Origin of the sequence: Pantoea sp. 9140 (genome assembly GCF_000745295.1) — a bacterium.
GTDB lineage: Bacteria > Pseudomonadota > Gammaproteobacteria > Enterobacterales > Enterobacteriaceae > Pantoea > Pantoea vagans.
In genome coordinates, this window is the sequence record NZ_JQNO01000001.1 from 1484135 (window position 1) to 1506729 (window position 22595).

The window sequence follows — 22595 nt, forward strand, 5'->3', positions numbered from 1 at the left end:
ATGAGGCAACGGTTGCTGGTGATAGGCAATGGCATGGCGGGGATGCAGATGGTGGAGAGCCTGCTGCAGCGTGCGCCTCAGCGTTACGCCATTACGGTCATTGGCCGCGAGCCGCACGGCAACTACAACCGCGTGCTGCTGTCGCCGGTGCTGGCGGGTGAAAAGTCCTTCACTGACACCCTGATCCACGATCGCGACTGGTATCAGCGGCACGGCGTGACGCTGCTGAACGGTGAAACCGTGCAGCAGGTCGATCTGGCGGCGCGGACGGTGCAGACCGATCAGCGCCAGCTCGGCTGGGATCGGCTGGTGTTTGCCACCGGATCGCAGCCCCGTCTGCCCGCGATTCCCGGCATCGACGCAGAGTGCGTCATGGGTTTTCGCAGCATCGCCGACGTCCGGCGACTGCTGGCGGGCCAGGGACCGGTAGTGATCCTGGGCGGCGGCTTTCTCGGCATTGAAGCGGCGGCGGCACTCCGCGCCCGTGGCCGTGAGGTGACGCTGGTGCACCATAAACCCTGGCTGCTGGATCGCCAGCTGGATGCAAAAGCGGGTGAGCTGCTGCTGGCGGCCTTAGCGCAACGCGGTATCCACTGCGAACTGAACAGCGGACTCACGGCGATTGACGAGGCGGGCGTGACGCTGACCTGCGGGCGTCACTGCGCCGCCACGCAGGTGGTGATTGCCATCGGTGTTCAGCCAGAGGTCACGCTGGCGCAGGCGGCAGGGCTACCGTGTCAGCGCGGCATTCTGGCCGATGGTCAGCTGCGCAGCGCCATTCCCGATGTTTACGCCGTGGGCGAGTGCTGCGAAATCGCGGGCGAAACCTTTGGCCTGGTCGCGCCCTGCCTGGCGCAGGCACAGATTCTGGCGGCGCAGCTGGCGGGATCGCCGCTGGCCGATTTCGTCAGTGAGCCGCTGGCGACGCGGCTCAAAGTCAGCGGCATTTCGCTGTTCAGCGCCGGGGATGTCAGCGAGGCGCTGTCCATCAGCAGTTTTGATCCCCTCTCCGGCGACTACCGCCGTCTTTTTCTCCGTCAGGGCCGCCTCTGTGGCGTGCTGCTCTCCGGCGACACCCGGCAGGGCGCGTCGCTGCTGGAACGTCTGCAGCGCGCCGACTCTGTCACGCTCGATGCCCTGTTCGATCACGATCAACCTGAACCGCAGCCACAGGCTGCAGAGAGTCCTGAGATGAGTAAACCGGTTTTAGCCGTCATTGGTCACGGCATGGTCAGTCACCACTTTCTTGAACAGCTGGTTGCCCGTGAACTGCATCAGCACTATCACATCGTGGTTTATGGCGAGGAACGCCAGCAGGCTTACGATCGGGTGCATCTGTCAGACTATTTCAACGGTAAAACGGCCGGCGATCTGTCGCTGGTCGGCGCGGACTTCTTTGCCCTGCACGGTATTGAACTGCGCAGCAGCTGCACAGTGGTGGCCATCGATCGCCAGCAGCGCAGCCTGCGTGACAGCGCGGGCAATGAGCTGGCGTGGGATAAGCTGGTGCTGGCGACCGGCTCTCGTGCTTTTGTGCCGCCGGTGCCGGGCCACGACGGCGAACGCTGCTTTGTCTATCGCACGCTGGACGACCTGGATGCCATTGCCGCCTGCGCCCGTCATAGCCAGCGCGGTATCGTCATTGGCGGCGGCCTGCTGGGTCTGGAGGCGGCGAATGCGCTGCGGCAGCTCGGGCTGGAGACGCATGTGGTGGAGTTTGCACCACGCCTGATGGCGGTGCAGCTCGATGAGGGTGGGGCGCTGATGCTGCGTCAGAAGATCGATGCGCTGGGCGTGACGGTTCATACCTCAAAACAGACCGAGCTGATTGAGCAGCAGCCCGACGGCAGCGTGGTGCTGCGTTTTGCTGACGGCAGCCATTTACCCGGCGACCTGGTGCTGTTCTCCGCCGGTATCCGTCCGCGCGATGAGCTGGCGCGCGAGGCGGGCCTGACGCTCGGGCCGCGCGGCGGCATTGAGATTAACGATCGCTGTCAGACCAGTGATAACGACGTGTTTGCCATTGGTGAATGCGCGCTGTGGAACGGTCAGATCTTTGGCCTGGTCGCGCCGGGCTATCAGATGGCGCGTGTGCTGGCCGGACATCTGGCGGCTGAACCGGCTGCCTTCAGCGGCGCGGACATGAGCACCAAACTGAAACTGCTGGGCGTGGAAGTGGCGTCGTTCGGTGATGCCCATGGCCGCACGGCGGGCAGTCAGCACTATCACTGGACCGACGGGCCAAAAGGCATCTACAAGAAAATCGTGGTCTCTGCGGAGGGCACCCGACTGCTGGGCGGCGTGCTGGTCGGGGACAGCAGCGATTACGCCACGCTGCTGCAGATGATGCTCAACGCTTTACCCTTGCCTGCCGCGCCGGAGAGCCTGATCCTGCCTGCGCTGGCCGGTGCGCCGAAAGCGTCAGGGGTCGCGGCGTTGCCCGACAGCGCCCAGGTTTGCTCCTGTTACAACGTCAGCAAGGGCGATATCTGCGCGGCGGTGAAAGGCGGATGCGGTGAGATGAGCAGCATCAAAAGCTGCACCAGAGCGGCCACCGGCTGCGGCGGCTGTGCGGCTCTGGTGAAGCAGGTGATGGAGTTTCAGCTGGAAACTCTCGGCGTCGAGGTGAAAAAAGATGTCTGCGACCACTTCAGTTATTCACGGCAGGAGCTTTATCACCTGGTACGGGCCGGTGAGTTCAGAACCTTTGATGCGCTGCTGGCCTCACACGGCAGGGGTCAGGGCTGTGAAGTGTGCAAGCCGCTGGTGGGGTCGATTCTTGCCTCCTGCTGGAACGACTATCTGCTGAAACCGGCGCACCTGCCGCTACAGGATACCAACGACCGCTACTTCGCCAACATCCAGAAAGATGGCACCTATTCGGTGGTGCCGCGTGTCCCGGCAGGCGAAATCACGCCACAGGGGCTGATCGCCATCGGTGAAGTGGCGGCGCGTTATGACCTTTACACCAAAATCACCGGCGGGCAGCGTATCGACCTGTTTGGCGCGCGCCTTGATCAGCTGCCTGCTATCTGGCAGACGCTGCTTGAGGCCGGTTTTGAAACCGGTCACGCCTACGGCAAGTCGCTGCGCACCGTGAAGTCCTGTGTCGGATCGACCTGGTGCCGCTACGGCGTGCAGGATTCGACCGCCTTCGCCATCGCGCTGGAGAACCGTTACAAGGGACTACGCGCCCCACACAAAATCAAAATGGCGGTTTCGGGCTGTACCCGCGAGTGTGCGGAAGCGCAGAGCAAAGATATCGGTGTGATCGCCACCGAAAAGGGCTGGAACCTCTATGTGTGCGGCAATGGCGGCATGAAGCCGCGCCATGCCGACCTGTTCGCCAGCGACCTCGACGATGCCACGCTGCTGCGCTATGTCGATCGCCTGCTGATGTTCTATATCCGTACGGCTAATCGTCTGCAGCGCACCAGCGTCTGGCTGGACAATCTGGAAGGCGGTCTGGATTACCTGCGCCAGGTGGTGATTGAGGACAGCCTTGGGCTGGGCGAGACGCTGGAGCAGGAGATGCAGCGGGTGGTTGACGCCTGGCAATGCGAGTGGCAGACCACGCTGGCGGACCCGTCGCGGCTCGCACTGTTTACGCCGACGATCAACAGCGAGCAGCCCGATGAAACCCTGCACTACAGCCGGGTACGCGGCCAGCGGCAGCCTGAAGCCGTGGCTGCGCGCCCGCTGCTGCAGATGCCCGCCGAGCCGTGGAGCGCCGTCTGCGCACTGGAGGCGATTCCGCCAGAAGCGGGGATCGGGGCGCGACTCGGCAGCGAGCGTGTTGCGCTGTTCCGCTTTGGCGACGCGTTCTATGCGCTGGAGGATCGTGAACCCGGCAGCGATGCCAGCGTGCTGTCGCGCGGGATTCTGGGTGACGTCGGCGGCGAGCCGGTGGTGATCTCTCCGCTCTACAAGCAGCGGGTGAGGCTGCGTGACGGGCAGAGTCTGGATAATCCGCAGCACCAACTGCGCTGCTGGCCGGTGAAGCTGGAAGCGGGGCAGATCTGGCTGGCAAACCGCCCGCAAAATCCGCTGGCGCAGGCATCATGAACAGCACCTGTCCCTATTGCGGCGTCGGCTGTGGCGTCTGCGTCACGCCGCAGGGCAATCATCAGGCAACGGTGATCGGCGATCCGCACCATCCCGCTAACGCAGGCCGGTTGTGCGTTAAGGGCGCGGCGCTGGGCGAGACGCTGACGCCACAGGGGCGTCTTCTTACCGCTCAGGTTAACGGCCAGCCGGTCAGCCTGGATGCGGCGCTGGATGCGGCAGCGGCAGGATTGCGCGCGGTGATCGATCAGCATGGTCCGCAGGCGGTGGCGTTTTACGGCTCCGGCCAGTTGCTGACTGAGGATTACTACGTCGCCAATAAGCTGATGAAGGGCTATATCGGTGCCGCCAATATCGATACCAATTCGCGGCTCTGTATGGCATCAGCCGTGGTCGGCTATAAGCGGGCACTAGGGGCCGATGCGGTGCCCTGCTGTTATGAGGATCTGGAGCAGGCCGATCTGGTTTTGCTGGTGGGGTCCAATGCTGCCTGGGCGCATCCGGTGGTCTGGCAGCGGCTGATGCAGGCGAAGCTGCAGCGACCGGCGATGCGCATAGTTGTTATCGATCCGCGCCGCACGGCCAGTTGTGATCAGGCCGATCTGCATCTGCCACTGCGTCCCGGCAGCGATTCGGCGTTGTTTTCCGGTCTGCTGCACTGGCTGGCGCAGAACGATGGTCTTGATGCCAGCATGCTGCCGCACCTGAATGGCGTGAGTGAAACCCTGGCCGCCGCCGCGCAGTGGGATGTCGCGCGGGTCGCAGAGACCTGTGATTTAACGGAACAGCAGGTGACGCATTTTTTCCGGCTGTTCAGCCAGCACGATCGGGTGCTGACGCTGTGGTGCATGGGGATTAATCAGTCCGCCACTGGCAGCGACAATAACCAGGCGATTCTTAACCTGCATCTGCTGACAGGTAAAATAGGCCGTGCGGGCTGCGGGCCTTTTTCGCTGACCGGACAGCCAAATGCCATGGGCGGTCGCGAAGTGGGCGGTCTGGCGAACCAGCTGGCGGCGCACATGAGTTTTACTGACGAGGATTGCGACCGGGTGCAGCGTTTCTGGCGCAGCCCGGCGATGGCCCGCCAGCCGGGGCTGATGGCGCTGGATCTCTTCAGGGCGATTGCCGAAGGCGAGGTGAAGGCGGTGTGGATTATGGGCACCAATCCGGCGGTGTCGATGCCGGAGGGCAATCGCGTGGCGCAGGCGCTGGCGGCCTGTCCGCTGGTCATTGTCTCAGATGTGATGGCGCAGACCGATACCAGCGCCTTTGCCGATATTCTGCTGCCCGCCCAGGGCTGGGGCGAGAAGAACGGCACGGTCACCAATTCAGAGCGACGTATTTCGCGGCAGCGCGCCTTTGCCGCCGCACCGGGGGATGCCCGGCCTGACTGGTGGCTGCTGGCGCAGGTGGCGCAGCGGTTGGGGTTCCGTGAGGGATTTAACTGGCAGCATCCGGCTGAGATTTTCTGCGAGCACGCGGCGCTGTCGGGTTTTGAGAATGACGGTCAGCGGGCATTTGATATCAGCGGCCTGTCGCAATTGAGCCAGGCCGAATGGGATGCGCTGCGTCCGGTCCAGTGGCCGGTAAATGCTGCTCATCCGCAGGGCTGTGCACGGTTGTTTGGCGATCGCCGCTTTTTTCACCCTGACGGCAAAGCCCGGCTGCTTGTCCCGGCCACGCCCGCCTTAACCCCGCGTGATGCGGCTTATCCGCTATTGATGAACAGCGGTCGGGTGCGCGATCAGTGGCATACCATGACGCGCACCGGGCTGGTGCCGCGTCTGATGCAGCATTGTGATGAGCCGTTTGTGGCGCTTCATCCGGCTGACGCCGCGCAGTATGGCGTGACGGCAGGCGGTCTGGCGCGGGTGCAGTCAGTACAGGGCTGGATTAGCGCGCGGGTGCGCGCTGATGCCGGGATGCGGCGCGGCGAGCTGTTTGTGCCGATGCACTGGAACCGGCAGTTCAGTCAGCAGAGTCACGTCGATATGCTGGTCGCCGCCCGCGCCTGTCCGTTTTCAGGGCAGCCTGCGCTGAAGCAGACGCCGGTCCGGATTCTGCCGCTGGCGGTGAGCTGGCAGGGCTGGTTGTGGCAGCGCGGGATTACGCAGCCCGCAGGATTGCGTTACTGGTCGCGTGCGCCCTATGCGGCGGTGCAGCGTTATGCGGTAGCAGGCGAGGGATCGCCGCAGGCGTGGCTGGCCGGGCAGGTTGATGTGTCAGGCTGTGACCTGCAGCTCGCCACCGGCAGCGGCAATGATTACCGGCTGCTGGCATGGCATGACGGCGAGTTACAGCTGGCGTTTTATGCCGGATCTATGTTGCCGTCGATTGATAGTGCATTTGTCGCGACGGCCTTTGCGGATGCGCCGCAGGACGCTGCCGGGCGGCACAGCGTGCTGGCGGGCCAGTCGGCGCAGCGCAGCGCGGCAGGCCGGATTATCTGTAGCTGTATGGCGGTGGGTGAACAGACGATTTTGCAGGCGATAGCGCAGGGGTGTCGAACCACTCAGGCATTGGGCCGGAAGCTGAAGTGCGGCACGCAGTGTGGCTCCTGTATTCCGGAGCTGAAGCAGCTTTTGTTGTCCGACGTGGTTGTGGAGGAATGATGACGCGAGCAATTGATTCTCTGGATAAGTTACTGGCCCCTGCCGGGGTGGCAAAGCCGCAGGGTGTGGTGTGGCTGGTGGGCGCAGGCCCTGGCGATGTGGAGTTGCTGACGGTGAAGGCGTTACGGTTGCTACAGCGGGCTGAAGTAGTGGTGTATGACCGGCTGGTGAGTGAAGCGGTGATGGCGGAAGTATCGGAGAGCGCGTTATGCGTTGACGTAGGTAAGCAGCCGGGGCAGCACGGATTGAAGCAGGCGCAGATTAATCAGCTGCTGGTGGATCTGGCGCGCAGCGGGCGCGATGTGATCCGGCTGAAGGGGGGCGATCCGTTTATTTTTGGGCGCGGTGGCGAGGAGATGGTGAGTCTGCAGGAGGCCGGGATTCGCTGTGAGGTGGTGCCGGGGATTACGGCGGCGGTGGGCTGTGCGGCGGCCAGCGGAATTCCGCTGACGCATCGGGATTGTGCGCAGTCGCTGCGGTTGATTACCGGCCATGGCCGGAGCGGCGAGCCGCAGCTGGATGCAGCCGCGCTGTCGGCGGTGAATCAGACGCTGGTGTTTTATATGGGATTGAGCTGGAGTGCGTCGATCAGTGCGCAGTTGCAGGCGCAGGGGCGTGATCCGGAGACGCCGGTAGCGATTATTGAGAATGGAACCCGGCCGGATCAGCGGGTGTTGATTACCACGCTGGGTGGCCTGGCGGAGACGGTAGCGCAGGAGAAGCCGGTGTCGCCGTCGCTGCTGGTGGTGGGTGAGGTCGTGCGGTTTTATCGGGCAGATTTGCAGGTGCGGGGGGATGCGACGGTGAGCCGGTGCGACGTGCAGGAAGTCGGGTGCCTTGAGCAGGAAGTACGGTGCGTCGTGCAGGAAAAGCCTGTCTGATCGCAAAGGGATCCCGCATCCCTGCGGACTGGGCTCGCCCTCCCTGGCTCGCACACTTTGCTCTTCAGGCAGGCCATTCCTGCACGGCTGGCGATGGTGCGGAGGTTTTGCGGAAGCGGATCGCGATTAGGTGCAGGTAGGTTTGGGTGAGAAAGCAGGAATGATTTGAAGAGCCGGTGTGTCGTGCAGGAAGTACGGTGCGTCGTGCAGGAAAAGCCTTCCTGATCTCAAAGGGATCCCGCATCCCTGCGGACTGGGCTCGCCATCCCTGGCTCGCACACTTTGCTCTTCAGGCAGGCCATTCCTGCACGGTTGGCATTGGTGCGGAGGTTTTGCGGAAGCGGATCGCGATTAGGTGCAGGTAGGTTTGGGTGAGAAAGCAGGAATGATTTGAAGAGCCGGTGTGTCGTGCAGGAAGTACGGTGCGTCGTGCAGGAAAGGCCTGCCTGATCGCAAAGGGATCCCGCATCCCTGCGGACTGGGCTCGCCATCCCTGGCTCGCACACTTTGCTCTTCAGGCAGGCCATTCCTGCACGGTTGGCATTGGTGCGGGGTTTTGCTGGTTTGCTGAAATGGAGTGGAAATAGGGTGCGTCGTGCAGGAAAGGCCTGCCTGATCGCAAAGGGATCCCGCCTCCCTGCGGATTGGGCTCGCCCTCCCTGGCTCGCACACTTTGCTTTTCAGGCAGGCCATTCCTGCACGGTTAGCATTGGTGCGGGGTTTTGCGGGAACGGGTCTGAATTAGGTGCGGATGGTGAGCGCGCACGTGCCGGGATGTGGGGGCAGACCGGTGCGGTTTGCTTAGGCAGAAAAGGCCTGCCTTGAAGAATCATTTTCGGAAAGACCGATGTGTCTGATTGTTCAGAAACTACTGAGGCTATAAACCGATGATGACTTTTATCTTTCCACGAATTTGCTGAAGTTCGCTTGCGGAAACGACACCTTTTTTGATGGCCCCCCTGACTTTCCAGGCGATGCTTTTTACCTGGTCGGATAGGGCAACGCTATCTTTCTCAGCGCTTATGGGAACTTCGAACGGATATCCCTTTGAATGCGTTGTGCAGGGTACACAGACACACATGCCGGTTTTATTGTTGTAAGCAAACGGGCTAAGAACAACAGCTGGCCTGTGACCTGCCTGCTCACTTCCTTTGATCGGATCAAAATCCACCCAGATGATATCTCCGGCTTCAGGCACAAAACGGCTTACCATTTACCAAATCTCCTTCCCGACAGGCTCACCCCATTCAACCGGATCGTGCAGATTTTCTTCTGTCACGCCTTCAAGCAGTTCTGCAAGAGAGTAACCAACTTCCTGCTTTACAGGTTCAATAATGAGTTTTCCTTCAACCAAATCGATTTTTATTTCGTCATCAATATTAAGATTGAGTGCCTGCATCAATGTCGCCGGGATACGTATTGCTGGAGAGTTACCCCAGCGTTTAACATTTCCATGAATCATTTAACATGCCTCCAATACACAATGTAGATACATGCTAGCGCAATATACATTGTATACACAAGTGGTGTGAGCCTGAACGTTGGGTATTGTCGTGTTTCGTCAGGTGCAGTGCACGTGCCAGGCTTCCTGCATAAAAAAAGCAGGAGCATTACATCGCCCGCTTCAGCGGCAGCGGGGCCACCAGCACTTTCACGCCTAAGGCTTCAAACGCTTTAACCTGCGCGGTGCTGATGCCGCTGTCGGTAATCAGGTAGTGGATGTTGCTCCAGTCACAGGGCAGCGCGAACATCGACACCTTGTCGATTTTGCTGGAGTCCGCCACCACGTAAACCGTGCTGGCTGATTTGATCATCGCCAGTTTGACCTTAATGTCCGTTTCGCTGGGGAAGCTCAGGCCCAGACGCGGTGAAATGCAGGCGGTGGCAAGAAAGAGTTTTTCGGCCAGCACATTTTCGAAAAAACTGGCCGCCTTCTCGCCCGAGGTGGAAAGCGTCGGAAATTTAAAAGTACCGCCGGTCAGCAGGATATTGATGCCCGGCTCGCCGCCCAGTTTCAGGGCGATGTTCACCGCGGTGGTGACCACTGATAAACGGCGGATATGGCTGATGGCGTCGGTAATCGCGGTGGTGGTGGTACCGGAATCGAAAATCACCGTGTCGCCATTTTCGATATGCTGCGCCGCCAGTCGGCCAATCGCCTCTTTCTCCTCCAGATGGGTCTGCCGCTCCAGCAGCATCGCGCCGGTATTCTGCTTGCCCGTCATCAGCGTTGCGCCACCGTGGTAGCGCTGCACAAACCCCTGTTTTTGCAGCATGCGCAGGTCGCTGCGTAATGTGGCTTCAGTCAGTCCAAAGGTCTCGGTCAGCGCTTTGACCGTGACCGTACCATCTTCACGGATCATCTCCAGAATTTTCTCGCGGCGTTGCTGCATGTCAGCGAACTGCTCACTTTTGCTTTTCAATCGAAATGCTCCCTTTTCCAGTAACCTGATGGCTCGGGCGAACAAGGTCTCTGTCGCTGAGTTTAACGCGCCATTTTTATGAATGCGAGATGACCTGAATTACCTTTTATTTTCGAACGAAAACAAATAATCCGCAGGTTATTGAATCTATCAGGGTTTCCGGATTGCAGGCAGCAGGCTTTATTTCGGGACTGGAAGCCAGATCACGTCTTTTCAATCAGATAAGCCGCTTTAAACGGCAGATGGTCGAAATTTGATCTGCCCCACATATCATTTCTTTTCGATAGCTTATATTTTTGTTCGAAAATGATTGAGTCAGCGGCATCAGCAAAAATATGAGGGGAAGAGTGGGATGAGTGGTGAATATGACGTAAACCTGCGCTACGGCGTGGATACCGCAATGAACCTGGCCGGTAAGGTGGCGGTGGTGACTGGCGGGCTGGGCGGCATCGCGATGGCGACTAATGGCATGCTGCTGGAGAAGGGCGCGCGTCTGGCACTGCTCTATCCGCCGTTTGAAGCGGAGAAAGTTGCCAGTCTGCAGGCTGACTTCCCGGCCGATCGGGTGCAGTTTGTCTGCTGTGATGTCACCGCTCCCGCGTCGGTGGAAGAGGCGTTTGACGCGGTGGTTTCCCACTATGGCCGGATCGATATCCTGGTCAACTGCGCAGGCTACGTGATGCTGCAGCCGGTGATTGAGACTGATTTTGCCGAGTGGCAGAAGCAGATCGCGGTGAATCTCACCGGACCTTTCCTTTGCTCGCAGGCGGCCGCACGGCTGATGATCCGTGCTGGCGCAGGCGGCAAAATTATCAATATCGCCTCCCAGGCGGCGTCCATCGCGATCGACAACCATGTCGCCTACACCTCCGCCAAAGCGGGCCTGCTGGGCATGACCAAAGTGATGGCCAAAGAGTTTTCTCCGCACCGCATCAACGTGAATACCCTGTCGCCCACCGTGGTACTGACGCCGATGGGCGAGAAAGCCTGGCGCGGCGAGAAAGGCGAGCAGATGAAAAAGCTGATTCCGCTCGGTCGCTTTGCCTATACCGATGAGATCGCCGCCGCCGTGCTGTTCTTCGCCAGCAACGGCAGCGACATGATTACCGGCGCAGATTTGATGATCGATGGTGGCTTCACCATCTGGTAAGGCCAACCCAACACCCGGGACTTCATACCCTGCCATAACGATAAGAGAGAACATCATGAAAAACCGTACCCTGCTGTGCACTGCCGTGGCTGCCTGTCTGGTTTCTCAGGCGGCGTTGGCCGCCGAAAAAGGCACCATTATGATTCTGGTTAACTCACTCGATAATCCTTACTACGCCTCTGAAGCCAAAGGCGCCAATCTCAAAGCACAGGCGCTAGGGTACAAAACCACGGTGCTGTCGCACGGCGAAGATGTGAAGAAGCAGAGCGAACTGATCGACGCCGCTATCGGTAAGAAAGTGCAGGGTATCGTGCTGGATAACGCCGACTCCACCGCCAGCGTGGCGGCGATCAAAAAAGCCAAAGATGCCGGGATCCCTGTCGTGCTGATCAACCGTGAAATTCCGGTGGATGACGTGGCGCTGGCGCAGATCACCCACAACAACTTTCAGGCGGGTTCAGATGTGGCCAACGTCTTTGTCGAGAAGATGGGTGAAAAGGGCAAATACGCCGAACTCGCCTGTAACCTGGCCGACAATAACTGTGTGACCCGCTCAAAATCGTTCCATCAGGTGCTGGATCAATATCCCGATATGCAGAGTGTGGCGCGTCAGGATGCCAAAGGCACCCTGATCGATGGCAAGCGCATCATGGACAGCATCCTGCAGGCGCACCCGGATGTGAAAGGGGTGATCTGCGGTAACGGTCCGGTCGCGCTGGGCGCGATTGCGGCACTCAAAGCAGCCGGTCGCAACGATGTGATCGTGGTAGGGATTGATGGCAGCAACGATGAACGCGATGCGGTGAAAGCAGGCACGCTGAAAGCCACGGTGATGCTGCAGGCCCAGGCGATCGCCGCCGAAGGCGTGACCGATCTCGATAACTTCATTCAGAAAGGCGTGAAGCCGGAAAAACAGCGGGTGATGTTCCGCGGCATTCTGATTACCCCGGAAAACGCCAAAGGCGTCCAGGACTTTAACTACAAGTCGTAATTAACCGCTGCCGCGCCTGCGAAAGCGGGCGCCAGGGAGAAGAAGATGTCCCGAAGAGTCTGGCTGACGCTGGTGGTCATGCTGTCAGGTGGCTGCAAAATTGTGTCGCAGCAGGAGCTGGCTGACCTGAAGAATCCCCCCAATCCGAAGATGGCCAACATCGACCAGCTCTGGCAGCAGAAGCTGGTGCCGCAGGTCCAGGCCGAGGCGAAACCGCTGGCGACGCTGATGTCGTCGCTGCAATCTGCCAAAGACTTTGACAGCGCCTGCCAGACCTACGGTTATCGCAGTCAGGCTGAGAATCCCTGTGTTTTCAGCGTTTCCGTTCGCGGCGAGGTAACGGCTGTCAATACCACTTCCCGCAGCGGAAAGATGACCGTGAAGGATGAATCAGGTGACAGTGTCACTATACAGGTCGGGCCAATCATTCGTGGCACGGCGTTGCGCGATGTCTATAAAGGCGCGAGCTATCAGGACTTCAACGATCAGGTGCTGTTTGGTGATTACGGCAAGGCGATCAACCAGCACGCCTCAACCCTGATGCAGCAGTTCGCGCCGAAGGTGGGCGACAAAGTGAGTGTTACTGGCGTGTTCAGCAGCTGGGACATTCCGCAACAGCTGCCGGATATCACTCCGGCTGCCATCACCCGGCAATAAGGAGCGGCAGATGCAAAATCCGCAACCGCAAACGTCCGGCGACGTGATTATCGAAACGCGCAACGTGTCGCGTCTCTATCCTGGTGTGACCGCGCTCGATCAGGTCAGCTATCGCGTTTATCGCAACAAAGTGAATGTCCTGATCGGGGAGAACGGGGCCGGCAAGTCCACCATGATGAAGATGCTGGCCGGGGTGGAAACGCCGTCGTCGGGCGAGATTCTACTGGATGGCCAGGTGGTATCGCTGAACTCCACCCATCAGGCGGAGAAGCAGGGGATCAGTATCATTTTCCAGGAGCTGAATCTGTTTCCCAACATGAACGTGATGGACAACATTTTTATCGCCAACGAGTTTTTCCAGCGCGGCGTCATCAATGAAAAGTATCAGTACGCGCTGGCGAAGTCGCTACTGCAGCGGCTGCAGCTCGATGTCGATCCCTATGCGCCGCTGGGCGAGCTGGGCATCGGGCATCAGCAACTGGTGGAGATTGCCAGGGCGCTGTCGAAGGATACCCGGGTGTTGATCATGGATGAACCCACCAGCGCCCTGAGCCAGTCGGAAGTGAAAGTGCTGTTCAATGTCATCGATCAGCTGAAGCGGCGCGGCGTCACCATTATCTATATCTCACACCGGCTGGAAGAGCTGATGGAGATAGGCGATCACATCACCATTTTTCGCGATGGGCGCTTTATCAGTGAGCGCGAGGTGCGCGACGCCAGCGTGCCGTGGATTATCGCCCAGATGGTGGGCGATAAGAAAAAACAGTTCGACTATCAGCCTGCGCCACAAGGGGAAACGGTGCTGGAGGTTGAGGGGCTGACCGCGCTGCATCAGAACGGCGGCTACAAGCTTAATGAGGTCAGTTTCAGCCTGCGTAAAGGCGAGGTGATCGGCATTTATGGACTGCTGGGCGCGGGACGCACGGAGCTGTTTAAGGGGCTGATTGGGCTGATGCCCTGTCAGTCGGGCCGGGTCCGGCTGTCAGGTAAGGATCTGGCGAAACGCAGTTTTCAGCAGCGGCTGAAAAGCGGCATCGCGCTGGTGCCCGGAGATCGTAAAGGCGAAGGGGTGATTGAACTGATGTCGGTTACTGCCAATATGACGCTTTCTGACTTCAGCCTACGCGGTTTTCGTCGGGCGCTGGGGCTGCTGAATCCGGGCCGGGAGCAGCAGCGGGTCAGTGAGATGATCGGCCATCTGGCGATTAAAGTCAGCGATCCCGATCTGCCGGTCACGGCGCTGAGTGGCGGTAATCAGCAGAAGGTGGTGCTGGGTAAGGCGCTGATGACCGGGCCGCAGGTGGTATTGCTGGATGAGCCGACGCGCGGCATCGATGTCGGTGCCAAAACCGACGTTTATTACCTGATTGGCAATCTGGCGCAACAGGGGCTGGCCGTGATGTTTTCGTCGTCCGAGCTGGATGAGGTGATGGCGCTGGCGGACCGCATTTTAGTGATGGCCGATGGCCGGATAACGGCCGATCTGCCCCGCGCGGCGGCAACGAGAGAACATCTGATCGCGGCATCAACCCCGCAGGATTAAGCACCTGGCCCATTGGGCTAAGCTGGCCGGAGAACGTCATGAACCAAAAATATCTGCTCTATATGTACCTGCTCAAGGCGCGCACCTTTATTGCGTTGCTGATTGTGGTCGGCTTCTTCAGCGTGATGGTGCCGAACTTTCTGACCCCCTCTAACCTGCTGATTATGACGCAGCACGTCGCCATTACCGGGCTGCTGGCGATAGGGATGACGCTGGTGATCCTCACCGGCGGTATCGATCTCTCTGTAGGCGCGGTCGCCGGGATTTGCGGCATGGTGGCGGGTGCGCTGCTGACCAGTGGCATTCCGTTATGGGGCGGCAATACGCTGTTTCTCAACGTGCCTGAAGTGATTCTGGTGGTGGCGATCTTTGGCGTGCTGGTGGGGCTTATTAACGGTACGGTGATCACCCGGCTGGGCGTGGCTCCCTTTATCTGCACCCTGGGCATGATGTATGTGGCGCGCGGTGCGGCACTGCTGTTCAACGATGGCGGCACCTACGCCAATCTGGTCGGGATGCCCGCGCTGGGCAACACCGGTTTTGCCCTGCTGGGTTCCGGTACCGTGCTGGGGGTGTATCTGCCGATCTGGCTGATGCTCGGCTTCTTGCTGCTCGGCCTCTACCTGACGCGCAAAACCCCGCTGGGCCGTTACATCTACGCCATTGGCGGCAATGAGTCCGCCGCGCGGCTGGCGGGCGTGCCGATTATCAAAGTGAAAATTTTTGTTTACGCCTTTTCCGGCCTCTGCGCCGGTCTGGTCGGGCTGGTGGTGGCGTCTCAGTTGCAGACCGCGCATCCGATGACCGGCAACATGTTTGAGATGGACGCCATTGGTGCCACCGTGCTGGGCGGCACGGCGCTGGCGGGCGGACGTGGCCGGGTGTCCGGCTCAATTATTGGCGCGTTCGTTATCGTCTTCCTGGCGGATGGCATGGTGATGATGGGCGTCAGCGATTTCTGGCAGATGGTGATTAAAGGTCTGGTGATTGTCACAGCCGTCGTGATCGACCAGTTCCAGCAACGTCTGCAAAGCAAAGTGGTGCTGCTGCGTCGCCATGAAAAAAAGCAGCAGGCAGTGCCTCTCACTGATATCCGTCACAGTTAACAGGAGCGATTATGAGCCGCGAGCAACGTGGAAAAACAGTGGTGATTACCGGTGCCTGTCGCGGCATCGGTGCCGGGATCGCGGCGCGTTTCGCCCGCGATGGGGCCAGGCTGGTGATGGTGTCGAATGCCGATCGGGTCTTTGCCACCGCTGACCAGCTTTCGCAGCAGTATGGCAGTGAGATTCTGGCGCTGCAGGTCGACGTCACAGATGAAGCGGCGGTGCAGCAGCTCTATCAGCAGGCCTTTGAACGCTTTGGTCAGATTGACGTCTCGATTCAGAATGCGGGCGTGATTACCATTGACCGCTTCGACACCATGCCGAAAAGCGACTTTGAACGGATTCTGGCCGTGAACACCACTGCCGTCTGGCTCTGCTGTCGTGAAGCGGCGAAATATATGGTGAAGCAGGGCAGCGGCAGTCTGATTAACACCTCATCTGGGCAGGGACGACAGGGCTTTATTTACACGCCGCACTATGCCGCCAGCAAAATGGGGGTCATCGGCATTACGCAGAGTCTGGCGCTGGAGCTGGCACCGTGGAACATTACGGTCAACGCCTTCTGTCCCGGCATCATTGAGAGTGAGATGTGGGATTACAACGATCGCGTCTGGGGCGAGATCCTCAGCAGCGAGGAAAAAACCTACGGCAAAGGTGAGCTGATGGCGGAGTGGGTGAAAAACATTCCGCTGAAGCGTGCCGGTCAGCCGGAGGATGTGGCCGGGCTGGTGGCGTTTCTGGCTTCAGACGATGCGCGCTATATCACCGGACAGACCATTAACGTGGATGGCGGCTTAATCTTCTCCTGAAGACGCCAGAGATAACCCCGGGCCTGCTGCACAGCAGGCCTTTTTTTGTGCCAGACTTTTCTGGTATATGCACAATTTGCCTCTGCTGTCCTGCATCGCCGTCACAATATGTTAAGGTAACTGTCAATGAATTTGACTTTATCGCAGCAACAAATCAATCAACGTGCCGGGTGACATGATACGGAAAACAGGGGTTCTCTCTTTGATTGCGCTGTCGCTCTCTGCCTTGCAGAGCGCCCGTGCGTTTCAGACTGAAACGGCAGTGTCAGAAACGCCATTCGACAATCCTGCGCGCTACAGTGAGTCGCTGCCGACGCTTGGCAGCACCCGCGACGAGGATGAAGCGTGGAGCAAAAAGCTGGCAGCCGTGGCGAAAAGCATCGGTGAAGCGAGTAACAACAGCGACAGCAATGTGACGTTTGGCCAGCAGGCGGGCGTCTGGGCCTTCAATCATCTGCGCGATGAAGTGGCCGACCGGGTCGAGAGTGAAGGGCAGTCACTGCTTTCCCCTTACGGCACCGCGCAGCTCGATCTGAAAGTCGACATGAACGGTAACTTTGCCGGCACGGGCGGCGATCTCTTCAGCGCACTGGCCGACGAGAACAGCCTGCTTACCTTCAGCCAGCTTGGCCTGCATGATACCGGCGAGGGTCTGGTCGGCAATGCGGGACTGGGACAACGCTGGGACGCCGGTAACTGGCTGCTGGGCTACAACGGCTTTGTCGATCATGTCTTCAGCAGCGGCCTGCAGCGCGCCTCGGTGGGGACTGAGGCCTGGAGTGATTCGATGCGTTTCTCTGCCAACTACTATCAGCCGCTTTCCGGCTGGAAAAATCTGGGCAACTCGCAGCAGCAGCGCATGGCGCGCGGCTATGACATCACCAGCCAGAGCTATCTGCCCTTTTATCGTCAACTGGGCGTCTCGGTGAGCTATCAGCAATATCTGGGTGAGAATGTCGATCTGTTTAACAGCGGCAACCGCTATCACAATCCCTCCGCCATGTCGTTTGGCCTCTCTTACACGCCGGTGCCGCTGGTAACGCTGTCAGCCACCCACAAAACCAGCAGTGCCGGTGAAAGCCAGGATCAGCTGGGGCTGAAACTGAACTACCGCTTTGGCGTAGCGCTGAGCCGTCAGCTTGATGCCGGTAACGTCGCCGAAGCGCGCTCCCTGCGCGGCAGCCGTTACGATACCGTGACCCGCAGCGATACGCCGGTGCTCGCATTCCGTCAGCGCAAAACGCTGTCGGTGTTCCTGGCGACACCCCCCTGGCAGTTAAGCAGTGGCGAGAGCCTGCCGCTGAAGCTGCAGGTGCGGGCCAGCAATGACATCAAGGCAGTGAGCTGGCAGGGTGACACGCAGGCGCTGAGCCTGACGCCACCGGCCAATAATGCGGATCCGCAGGGCTGGAGTGTGATCCTACCGCAATGGGATCCGTCGCCAGACGCCAGCAACGAATACCGGCTGTCGGTGACGCTGGAGGACAGCAAGCAGCAGCGTGTCACCTCTAACTGGATCACCCTGAAAATTGAGCCGCCGATGGCCATGGACGCATCCCCGCAGAACGATCGTTACGATTTAATGGCACCCACCGGCACGGCGCTCTAACGGAAACCTGCCAGCACGGCGCTGGCAGGTAAATCCGGCCGGCGTGGTGCATGGCACGTCCAGCCGGGTTCATCACAGAGTCGTGCTGATGACAGGCTAACGTCAGGCTTATGTGTCAGTAGTAACATCGTGTTGCAATCATCAGCCGCAACTATCGCAGCGATGCGTAAGGGACGCCGGCAATATGCCGATAACAAAAGCAATTCCACCGCTTACTGGTCCTGCTGATGCGCCTGAGTTTACTGAAATATCTTGTCCCTTCTTTTATCCGTCAGCGTGGCCTGCACGCCACCGCGTCATTCCGATCTCTGGGGCGCGCTATGCCCGTGATTGAGTTCACGCCTGAGGGCATTATTCAGAAAGCCAGCCCGCTATTTCTGGCGGCCATGGGATACCGGGCGGACGAAACTGTTGGTCAGCATCACAGCATGTTCTGTCCACCCGCGCTGGTGAACTCGCCAGAATATCGCCGTTTCTGGCAGCGTCTGGCGGCAGGTGAAAGCTTCAGTGATAAATATCTGCGGCTGGCTAAAGGCATGCGACCAGTCTGGCTGGAGGCAAGCTATATTCCGGTGACTGACCGGCGCGGACGGGTTTTCAAAATCGTGAAAATAGCCGCGGATATTTCAGAGAGAATGCAGTCATCACTGGAGCAGGAGTCGATTATCAATGCGATCAGCCGCTCCATGGCCGTAATCGCCTTTCGTCCTGACGGCCACGTGCTGGAGGCAAATGATAACTTCCTGAAGGCTACCGGCTATCAGGCTGCCGAAGTCACAGGAAAGCATCACCGGCTTTTCTGTTCGGATGCGCTCTCTCAGAGTGAGGAGTACCGGCAGTTCTGGTTGAGGCTGAATCAGGGCGAGTTCTTTTCGGGCCAGTTTCCCCGTCTTAACCGGCGTGGCGAACCGCTCTGGCTCAGGGCCACTTACAATCCGGTATTCAACAGCGATGGACAGCTTACTAAAATTGTTAAATTCGCCACCGATGTGACGGAACAGGTGCTGCGTAATCAGCAGGAGTATGACGCGGCGTTAAATGCCTGGAACATGGCTGTCCAGACGCGGGGAAGTGCACAGGCGGGCGCGGATGTTATCGACAACAGCATTCAGATGATCAGCCGGATTGCTGAAGAGATGAGTGTGGTGTCGGCAGACGTCACACGCCTGAACAGCCAGTCTGACAGCATTGATGGCATGGTTGAAACCATCCGGCGCTTTGCCATGCAGACCCGCCTTATTGCACTGAATGCCGCCATTGAAGCGGCGCGCGCAGGCACGTCGGGCCGCAGCTTTGCCGTCGTGGCGGCAGAGGTCCGCAGCCTGGCGGCCAGCGTCAGCAGTGCGACCGAAGAAATTGAGCGGGTGGTAGCAGGGAATAATCAACTTGCCAGAGAGGTGCTGCGGGGAATTGAAACTTCGCTGGCGAACACCGGTCAGGGGGTACTGTTGATGCGTGAGGCGGGGGAAGTGATAGCCAGCATTCAGAAAGATTCAGAGCGGGTTGAAAGCGCCGTCAGAGACGTTGCCCGTGCAGCGCATAGCGAATAACGACGTCTGAACCGGCCGGATAAACAGGGCCGGTGAAGGCGTGCCCCTGAAGAACAGGGATTCATTGGGCCAGGTCCGGCGTTGTTACGAACAGGAGAATGAGGAATGGCGATTGTGACGCTTACCTTAAAAGCGTCGCTCAGCCCGGCAGGGGTCAGTTAACCAGTTTCGTCACGACACGAACGGCTCTGGCGTAAACTTCTCTCTGGCCGTTGACCGATCGCGCTTCCTGTTGTTTCAGGAACGCGATGATTTCCTGTATGCCTGCCGTCTTGCCTGACTTCAGCAGGCTGGAAACAGCCTGTCCTACCACGGCATAGACATCATCCATATCCGCTGGTTTATCGGTACTCAAAAGAAACTCCAGTGCAGCAATTCTGCTGAAAAGCATCTGATCGGACAACGCTTCGGTGATTCAGCCTGCCCGCACGTTTATCGAAAGCCAGCATCATGGCAGGGCCTTAAGCAGTTTTTCCCGCAGCGTGGCAACCTGGGTCGTCAGTTCACCAAGCTCACTGCAGGCGGTATCCATTACGGAGACCATATCGGCCGGGACGCCCGCCGCCGCGACTTTGAGCTGGTGGCCCTGTTCCGTCAGGGAGACCACAACCCGGCGCTCATCCTTCCCGGTGTCACGCTGCCTACAGATGATGCCTGCGCTCTCCAGCCGCTTCAGAAGCTGACTGAGTGTGCCGGAATCCAGCCGCACGCGTGCGCCAATATCGGAGACGGTCAGGCCATCTTTTTCCCACAGCACCAGCAGTACCAGATACTGCGGATAGGTCAGCCCCAGCGGTTTCAGCCGCGACTGATAGAGCTTTGTCATGGCGAGCGATGCGGAGTAGAGCGCAAAGCAGAGAAACTGGTCGATGGTTTCAGGCGCTGCACTGGCGGGAGAGGTATCAGCGATCCCCGCGGTTTCATCATTCATATCTTTACTCATTCTCAGTCCGGGGCAGGAGAGCCAGACCACCGGTGGCTTGTCAGCCCTGAAGTCTTGCTAAGCGTGTATCGGGAAGATGCGGACTGCGGCAGCATCTTTTGTCGGGTGTCAGACACCTAACTTTCAGGCGCTTTCGCGGCGAGAGGAAAAGCCGTTGGCTGCGCCTCCGTGTGAAAGGTGGCTCAGTATTGAGTCAAATTAAATTGAAGTCAACATAACCGGGCGTAGCCCCTGGCACACAACGTGCGCCAGGGGCAAATCGGCTGAAATTTGCCGCATCATTTCAGCGTTTAACGCAGAAGCGAATGTCGCACACTGTCAGCGCCACGATCCGGTCATCGGGTAATGACCGCGCAGCGCAGAAAGTTATCCATGACCGCAATCATTCTTCCCACCGCCAGCAGGTCAGCGGCCAGTAGCAGGTCGCTACGCACCAGTTTATCCATCAGGGCGCGGTCACTCATGTGCGCCTGAATCCGGCTGTAAAGCTCGGTCAGATGTATCCAGTTATTGGCGAAGGTATCCACGCTCAGATACTCCCCTTCGCTGAGCTGCTGCAGCAGAATATCCACGTCCTGTTTTAGCCCGCCGATACGGCTGATAAGATCAGCCGTATCGGCGGAACGGTGTCCGCCGGAAGGGTTCATACGGTGAAGGTCCCGACCATGCCACGCAGGTCGCGCGCCTGCGCCAGCAGGGACTGTGACGCAGAAGAGGACTCTTGTACCAGCGCGGCGTTATTCTGCGTGACGCCATCCATCTGACTCACCGCAATGCTGACCTGGGAGATGCCCTGCATCTGCTCACCGGAGGAGAGTGAAAGGTTGTCCATGGCATCGGCCAGTTCACCTACGCGGCTGACAATTTTCAGGATGCGCTCACCCGTTCCTGCGGCCACCGTGACACCTTCCTCGACCTGCGTCACCGCCTGCTCAATCAGCTGCTTGATGTCGCGTGCCGCAGTGGCGCTGCGCTGGGCCAGCGATCGGACCTCACCCGCGACCACGGCAAATCCGCGACCGTCTTCCCCGGCACGTGCTGCTTCTACTGCGGCGTTAAGCGCCAGAATATTGGTCTGGAAAGCGATGCCCTCAATCACCGACGTAATGTCACGCACCCGCACGGCACTTAGCGAAATGTCATGCATGGTTTCTGACAGGCGCTGAACATCCGCTTCGCCTGCATGAGCCAGTGTGGCAGCCTCGCGTGCTGAACCCGCCGTCTGATGCGCGCCCGCCGCATTGCTTTTTACCGTGGCGGTGAGCTGCTCCATGCTCGCTGCGGTTTCCTGCAGCGCAGCAGCCTGCTGCTCGGTACGGGATGACAGCTCACTGTTGCCCTGGGAAATCTCATCGGCCGCCAGCGCCACCGAAGCGGAAGCATCCTTGATTTGCGTTACCAGCCCGCGCAGATTGGTCTGCATACCGCTTAACGAAGCAAGCAGGCTGGTGCTGTCGCCACCGCGCAGCGTAACCGCGGAGGTGAGATCACCAGCCGCGATCGCGGCAGCCAGCGCCTGTGCCTGAACAGGTTCGCCGCCCAGCTGACGCATCAGCATACGCACAATAAACGCGCAGGTGGCGACCGCAGCCAGCACGGAGATCGCTGCCAGGATGATCAGTATCCAGGTGGTACGGGCGATAGCGTTCCCGTTTTCCACCACCGCATCCCGACTGTTGCGCATCTCCAGCTCAGTCAGATCGTTGATCGCTTTAAGCAGAGTCTGCTGCGCAGGACGCGCTACGGTTAATAGATAGTCGGTAACCTCCTGCTGACGGTTTTCCAGCCCGAGTTTTCCGGCGTTCATCAGGGTGGATAGCGCGGCCTCTTCGGCAGATTCAATTCTGCTCATCGCCTCGCGTCCCGCGGGGCCGGCGTCAGTCTGCATCATGCGCGACAGCGCTTCACGATTGCTGATGTAAAGCGCCCGCTGTTTTTGCAGACGTTCCCATTCTGGCTTCATCGCAACAGGATCGGTCATCAGGGCCAGGTTACGCACTGCAATGGCCATATCCCGCACGCCGCCACGCATATCCAGCACGGTCTGGTACTTTTTCAGCCGGACATTGACCACCTCGTCCATGCTATTACGGGCGCTGTTCAGCGCCTGAATCGCGGTACCGGCACAAATAATAAACAGCAAAATCAGCAGGCCAAAACCTGCGCTAAGGCGCGTTGAGATTTTCATCGATCTTCCAGAAGAGTTCGTTGGGTAACTCGGTATCGGCAGCCGGAGAGGGTTCTGTAGGGTTG

The 22595-nt window shown here is 59.2% G+C and carries 18 protein-coding genes; 11 read left to right on the forward strand and 7 right to left on the reverse strand.

What is annotated here, in order from left to right:
• Genes nirB through cobA form a run of 3 tightly spaced genes read left to right on the forward strand, consistent with a single transcriptional unit; the run spans window position 1 to window position 7561 of the window.
• A complete protein-coding gene (gene nirB / locus FA92_RS07035; RefSeq protein WP_081917119.1) occupies window positions 1-4065 on the forward strand; it encodes a nitrite reductase large subunit NirB in 4065 nt (1354 codons plus the stop codon).
• The gene (locus FA92_RS07040; RefSeq protein ID WP_033782892.1) at window positions 4062-6680 is read left to right on the forward strand and encodes a nitrate reductase; all 2619 of its coding nucleotides are present in this window, start codon (window positions 4062-4064) and stop codon (window positions 6678-6680) included. The genes nirB and FA92_RS07040 overlap by 4 nt, the downstream gene beginning before the upstream one ends.
• Complete coding sequence (cobA, locus tag FA92_RS07045) at window positions 6680-7561, forward strand: uroporphyrinogen-III C-methyltransferase (protein ID WP_051926489.1); 882 nt, start codon at window positions 6680-6682, stop codon at window positions 7559-7561. The genes FA92_RS07040 and cobA overlap by 1 nt, the downstream gene beginning before the upstream one ends.
• 877 nt (window positions 7562-8438) lie before the next feature.
• On the opposite strand, the gene mazF is transcribed toward cobA, so the two are convergent.
• From mazF to FA92_RS07060, 3 genes are all read right to left on the reverse strand, one after another.
• Window positions 8439-8774 (reverse strand): endoribonuclease MazF, encoded by a 336-nt coding sequence (gene mazF / locus FA92_RS07050; protein ID WP_033782894.1) that lies wholly within the window; start codon window positions 8772-8774, stop codon window positions 8439-8441.
• A complete protein-coding gene (mazE, locus tag FA92_RS07055) occupies window positions 8775-9023 on the reverse strand; it encodes a type II toxin-antitoxin system antitoxin MazE (protein ID WP_033782896.1) in 249 nt (82 codons plus the stop codon).
• Window positions 9024-9171: 148 nt separating this feature from the next.
• The gene (locus FA92_RS07060; RefSeq protein WP_033782898.1) at window positions 9172-9984 is read right to left on the reverse strand and encodes a DeoR/GlpR family DNA-binding transcription regulator; all 813 of its coding nucleotides are present in this window, start codon (window positions 9982-9984) and stop codon (window positions 9172-9174) included.
• A 352-nt stretch (window positions 9985-10336) separates the two neighbouring features.
• Here FA92_RS07060 and FA92_RS07065 point away from each other — a divergent pair, with 352 nt between their 5' ends.
• The 8 genes from FA92_RS07065 to FA92_RS07100 all read left to right on the forward strand — a co-directional run bounded on the left by FA92_RS07065 (window position 10337) and on the right by FA92_RS07100 (window position 19399).
• Window positions 10337-11134, forward strand: coding sequence for a GolD/DthD family dehydrogenase (locus tag FA92_RS07065; protein ID WP_033782900.1), 798 nt, complete (start codon window positions 10337-10339; stop codon window positions 11132-11134).
• Between the two features lie 55 nt (window positions 11135-11189).
• Window positions 11190-12125 carry a D-ribose ABC transporter substrate-binding protein gene (locus FA92_RS07070; protein WP_033732417.1) on the forward strand — a complete coding sequence of 312 codons (936 nt, stop codon included), beginning with the start codon at window positions 11190-11192 and terminating at the stop codon, window positions 12123-12125.
• Between the two features lie 45 nt (window positions 12126-12170).
• A complete protein-coding gene (locus FA92_RS07075) occupies window positions 12171-12782 on the forward strand; it encodes a DUF2291 domain-containing protein (RefSeq protein ID WP_033732419.1) in 612 nt (203 codons plus the stop codon).
• Between the two features lie 10 nt (window positions 12783-12792).
• Entirely contained in the window at window positions 12793-14325 is a 1533-nt protein-coding gene (locus FA92_RS07080) for a sugar ABC transporter ATP-binding protein (protein ID WP_033782901.1), read from the forward strand.
• A gap of 38 nt (window positions 14326-14363) precedes the next feature.
• Complete coding sequence (locus FA92_RS07085) at window positions 14364-15431, forward strand: ABC transporter permease (RefSeq protein ID WP_013357650.1); 1068 nt, start codon at window positions 14364-14366, stop codon at window positions 15429-15431.
• Window positions 15432-15442: 11 nt separating this feature from the next.
• Window positions 15443-16240 (forward strand): glucose 1-dehydrogenase, encoded by a 798-nt coding sequence (locus FA92_RS07090; RefSeq protein WP_033732425.1) that lies wholly within the window; start codon window positions 15443-15445, stop codon window positions 16238-16240.
• Window positions 16241-16415: 175 nt separating this feature from the next.
• On the forward strand, window positions 16416-17849 hold the full coding sequence (locus FA92_RS07095) for a YchO/YchP family invasin (RefSeq protein ID WP_051926492.1): 1434 nt from the start codon (window positions 16416-16418) through the stop codon (window positions 17847-17849).
• Between the two features lie 227 nt (window positions 17850-18076).
• Complete coding sequence (locus FA92_RS07100) at window positions 18077-19399, forward strand: PAS domain-containing methyl-accepting chemotaxis protein (RefSeq protein ID WP_197061490.1); 1323 nt, start codon at window positions 18077-18079, stop codon at window positions 19397-19399.
• 154 nt (window positions 19400-19553) lie between these two features.
• On the opposite strand, the gene FA92_RS07105 is transcribed toward FA92_RS07100, so the two are convergent.
• From FA92_RS07105 to FA92_RS07120, 4 genes are all read right to left on the reverse strand, one after another.
• Window positions 19554-19754, reverse strand: a complete 201-nt coding sequence (locus FA92_RS07105) for a hypothetical protein (RefSeq protein WP_230299964.1) — start codon at window positions 19752-19754, stop codon at window positions 19554-19556.
• 93 nt (window positions 19755-19847) lie between these two features.
• Window positions 19848-20330, reverse strand: coding sequence for a MarR family transcriptional regulator (locus FA92_RS07110; protein ID WP_239780516.1), 483 nt, complete (start codon window positions 20328-20330; stop codon window positions 19848-19850).
• A 347-nt stretch (window positions 20331-20677) separates the two neighbouring features.
• A complete protein-coding gene (locus tag FA92_RS07115) occupies window positions 20678-20989 on the reverse strand; it encodes a hypothetical protein (protein WP_013357656.1) in 312 nt (103 codons plus the stop codon).
• Window positions 20986-22530: a methyl-accepting chemotaxis protein gene (locus FA92_RS07120; RefSeq protein ID WP_033782908.1), complete on the reverse strand. Its 1545-nt coding sequence runs from the start codon at window positions 22528-22530 to the stop codon at window positions 20986-20988. The genes FA92_RS07115 and FA92_RS07120 overlap by 4 nt, the downstream gene beginning before the upstream one ends.
• Between the last annotated feature and the right edge of the window lie 65 nt (window positions 22531-22595).